The 4704-nt window shown below is 39.0% G+C and carries 4 protein-coding genes; all 4 read right to left on the reverse strand.

The genetic code is table 11. The annotated features are described in order from the left end of the window. Positions 1-545 (reverse strand): TniQ family protein (locus FDW95_RS16935; RefSeq protein WP_137363553.1); only part of this gene is annotated, 545 nt, incomplete at its 3' end. Between the two features lie 40 nt (positions 546-585). After that, on the reverse strand, positions 586-2034 hold the full coding sequence (locus FDW95_RS16940) for an ATP-binding protein (RefSeq protein ID WP_001049180.1): 1449 nt from the start codon (positions 2032-2034) through the stop codon (positions 586-588). Next, on the reverse strand, positions 2034-4157 hold the full coding sequence (locus FDW95_RS16945; RefSeq protein WP_115257237.1) for a transposase: 2124 nt from the start codon (positions 4155-4157) through the stop codon (positions 2034-2036). The genes FDW95_RS16940 and FDW95_RS16945 overlap by 1 nt, the downstream gene beginning before the upstream one ends. Next, on the reverse strand, positions 4144-4704 hold a 561-nt coding region (locus FDW95_RS16950; protein WP_137363554.1), incomplete at its 5' end, for a TnsA endonuclease N-terminal domain-containing protein. The genes FDW95_RS16950 and FDW95_RS16945, both read right to left, overlap by 14 nt.

A 4704-nucleotide genomic window follows, 5' to 3' on the forward strand; every position in this document is an offset into this window, starting at 1 on the left:
TGCTTATTCGCACCTTCCCTAAGTTGTTCTGTATACGAAACAGGAGGCATCAGTCCAATACGTATGTGCGGTGAAGAAGGGACATGGATGCTTTCAAGCGCTACCGGATGCCGATGGCAGGTTGTAACCCCATGAAGCTGATGCGCCAGATGCCAATAAGTAACACCATAATGAAAAGTATCTTCACGAGCGCAAACCGGGCAAAACTTCAATAGTGTGCGCTGCCCTAGTGAAAAATTACTAAGGCGGCACAATCGATTAAGCCTGGCAGGGGTCGTGTTGAAATCCATAATTTCATTACGACTGATTGGTAGTGCCCAGGCAAAAAGAGGGAGTAAAGTCTGTTCATGCCAGAGCTGATCTGCACTTTCGGATGTATGAAGAGAAATAGCCTTTAATCCTGAATTGAGAATTGGATGGACGTTCATATCAGGTTTGTTGAAAATGATCGTTAACAGAGAAGATGGGGACATACCGTACACGGTAGTTGTCCGACAAAACCGGCTGAACAAGGATTCATCAGGCAAAACAGGCAACATTCTCATTTCCCACACCTCTCTTTGACCGTTACGAACTGTTACCTCATTACAATTTATTAAGTGGATCTATATTTATAAGCCCGCAACGCTGAAGAGCATCGTAGGTATTTTTCTTTTCAGCTGTTCTGTTGATAACAAGATCGTGGTCAAGAGACAGTATTTTCTCGTCGAAATTGCGCAAAACCTCGTCTATTTTTCCTACGAATTCCTTGTGCTGTGGCCTGTCTATATCCCCAGGGATCAAAGACTTTAGGGACTTCTCTGCCATGATTTTAGCCGAAGCATCACCCTCATTAGATGCAGAGAGCCATTTAGCTTCCTCATCTTCAGTCGCGGCCCCCGGGAGTGGAGTATCCTTATATTCCTCCGTATGACTCACGAGTACCGGTACAGAGGCCGACAAGACTGCGCCAGTGATGATTTCATTGCCGCTACCGATAACCTTTAATTGTGCCCCCCGATAAATCATCTGAGCCAATCCAATATTGCCTTTAGATAAAATGAATAATTTTTCGTTTAACTCATCATTTAATGGAGTTTCAACATTTGTCCATTGTAATGGCCATAAATAATGAATAAACGATTGCCAGTCTTGTGAATCGTATCTAACATTCTTAATTTTCATGTAACCACCAGACTCTGCCCGCCTGGCAATTCTCATTTTCTTTGTCAGCGTCTCGTCAAAAGGATGATTTCCACAAAAAACCATAGATACCCCCATGGAATCTACAATTTCATGTAAAAAATCAATCAACTTACTCTCACCCCCGGTTCTTGAAAATTTAAGCCTCTGCATTTCATCAATAACAAGGATACCCAAAAATGATGATTTAATTCTTTGTGCAATCTGGCGAGCCAGAGCACCATTTCTAATCTCAGGTGTAGTTCGTTCAATACCAATTGCATCATCTAATTTTTGTAAAATCTCTTCACAAAGGTCTCTCACACTTGAATTGTATGGACAATTAATCTTTACCCATACAATTTGCTTACTGAAGCCGGGAAAAACTCCTTTATAGCTGCTGTGTTCTATAATCTGAGGGAAATGATCCATGACTTGCTCAATCATGGTAGTTTTTCCAGAACCACTCATTCCAACTATCGTAATAGTTTCAGCCTGGGATTTAAAATATCCACTTTCTGGCTCAATATCAGGACGCTCATTTCCATAGTAATGAAGATATTGAATTGTTCCGCTTTTTAAAGGATTACGAGCTGCATAGCTTTCCCTAAGTGCCCGTAAGATCATCTTATAAGCCTGGATAAGATTGGTTTGAGGGCAACGGAATTTCTTTATACGTTCGACATACTGCTCTCTAACATTCGCCGGGGCAGTCCAGCGGATTTTTTCGTCAATTTCGGGGAAATAACTCATTTCCAGAAGTACTTCATCTTCCGTAAGCGCTTCAGGAAGTGCTTCAATTAAGGGATTGCCACGATACTCAGGTAACTCCTGTTCTTTATATATCGCTGAAACGCGCCGTATAAGGTTCATTATTCTGCGTCCTCAGTCTTCTTCTTACCTTTTAACCATCTTTGTTTCTCCTCCCGGCCAGGCAAAAGCAGAACATTACTGGATGAAGGAAGTAGGGGTTCAGATCTTCCATTAGCAACATGAGTTCGCCCTAATGAATCAAGTTCATTTTTCCTGTTCTTTTTAATATCTTTACCATGTACCCGGCGAGATTCGTATATTTCATTTAATCTTTCGTTACCTTTCCTGTTAAATTCATCTTTATTATTGATATTGCTGAGCGAATCCAGAGTAAATAAATTAATTTCTTTTTGAGTATCTACCCAATCAGCCATTACATCTGTATCAAGATGAGCTTTCCCTTTAAATACATCTCTTTTCTTAAGTAGGTAATGTTTTTTGAAAATGCTATTTTTGTCAAATCTTACATATATATAATCTACGCAATTGTCATCTATTCTTGCTTCACAAGTGGTTCTTCCAAATACTCTGACACCTGATGCAATTTCAGGATCACATTCATAAAAAAGATTATTGTACTGAATCCCACCGGCGGTAATGTTAGCGTTCACAGGGATTAACAATCGTGCGATCACTTCGTCGGCCCCAACGGCTCTTGCGCTGAATCTCCCGTGCTTTAAGCTTATCATCCAACTATTTTTTGGTGATATTACGAGATCATTTTCAATCAGTAAGGGATTGATATAAGCCAGTTCCTCATACGTTCTCTGATTATGTGCAAGTATCTCCCGAATCAGTAAAGACGTGACCTCCTGAATCGTTAAACAAGCCCTGGATTGCGGTGTTGGCTCTCCTTTAACAATCTTTCCCCTTCGTGTTGTTCCAATAAGCCTATGAATAACCTCATCATTCAGAATGCCGAAACAGCGTTCAACAATGCTTTTTCTGTCGCCTCTACCGACTGGCGCAAACTCAAGTTTTGTCAGGGGGGTCATCTCTTCCTGAGGTTTAAGACCAATCATCTCCCCGTTGTCACACATCAATGTTAATGGAATGTGAGAACAAGGCCAATCATCATCAGTAATAGAGATTCCAAATAATCTACAATATTCTTTTTTTGGCATAAAGCAATTTGCTAACGCTTGTCGGGCGGCTCGCCATGAAGCATGGTATAAAGAAACATGAAGGCCAACAATCATTCTTGTTGCACGATCCACCACTGTATAAATAGTAGGACGCCCAATGACTTTTCGTCTGTTTAAACTCGAAATAAGATGTACATCAGCGACAGTTGAGTCTATTTCGAAAACATCACCCGGCAAAACAGTTGTATTAGCCACACTACCTAAAAGCGCCCGCATTTTGAGGTCTATTTCTTTTTTCGTGTTCTTCTTATTTATCGAGAAATCTTTAGTGAAGAGTTTTTTATTCCAGTATGAAAATTGTTTTAAAGAAGGAACATATGGAGCTCTATTTTCTAGGTTTGCTGTTTTAATTTCATCCCTAAAATACAAATCAATATGTCTCTCTAATGTTTTCTTTATCGTATCTCCGTTAACTTTATAATGATACGTAATGAGAGATTTTCTAATATTATTTATATCTCTTTCATTAAGAATGAAAACACGTGATCGTTCATTAGGTAATGCTCTGTTTTTTTTGGAATTCCCAAGTTTAATTTCATGTTTGATTCTACTTTTCCCAGCGGCGCCACAGTTCGAGAATGCGGGTAGCAATGCATAAATATCCTGCCCATGTCGCCAATACAACGCCAGAAGCGTTCTGATAGTATATTGTGATATTTTTTTATTTCTTGAGTAATCCATTAAAAGGTGCGACTTTTTATGTAATGCATAGTCGAACAGAAACATTCTGTCATCTACAAGATCTTTAATGATATTGTAATTTTCATCTCGCCTTCCTCTGTCTTTATCTGTTAATTCTTTCTCATCTACTAACATATATGAAGGATATATATAATCTTTACAAGTTATGCTATTTGATTCAATATAATATTTAAACATTGAAAATGAGAAAGGGATTGGCTTACCCGTTTTTTCTGATTTTATTTTAAACAAAATTAACAAATCGACCTTTCTGTCAAAATCCAAAACACGGTAAAGTCCCTCTGCAAGCAAATCAGTGCCTTGAGAGAGCCAGACTGAATTCCTAATAATATCCATTTGAGTTCAGTCCTATATAGTGGTCATTGGAAATTATCTTTATCAGACCGGTTTCGAGTATTGGATATGATAAATCAACATTTATCATTTTTAATCCAATCATTGCCTGCAATAACATCATCGCTTCTTGTGCATCTACCCCAAAGATTGATGAAATCATTGCACGTAGTCCTACTATGGGATAAACATCTGGTTTAAGCTTCCATAGGATTTTATCAAGAGGATATTTATCATAAAATTCAGAACCATCTCTTAATACAGAAGTAGCCCAGCAAATGTTTTTACCGACGACGTTATTGAGTTCCGAGCCAACATAAATTTGAAACTCAACATCAATCAACTGCCAAAACATCCTCTCTATTTCAAGTTTTTGGGCTTCGCGTTCAGGTATGCTCTCGTTATGTTTTACTGCTATAGCTTTGTATCGAAGTCCGCCTTCAGGAGTTCTCAAGGTCAGTAAAAAATCGGTTGTCATAACATTCAGAACTTCGACAGGTACTCCTCTTACTCCCCTCACCATAGGATGTGATCTTGACCCTCCATCTCC

Origin of the sequence: Citrobacter sp. wls718 (assembly GCF_005280945.1) — a bacterium.
Taxonomy (GTDB): domain Bacteria; phylum Pseudomonadota; class Gammaproteobacteria; order Enterobacterales; family Enterobacteriaceae; genus Citrobacter; species Citrobacter gillenii.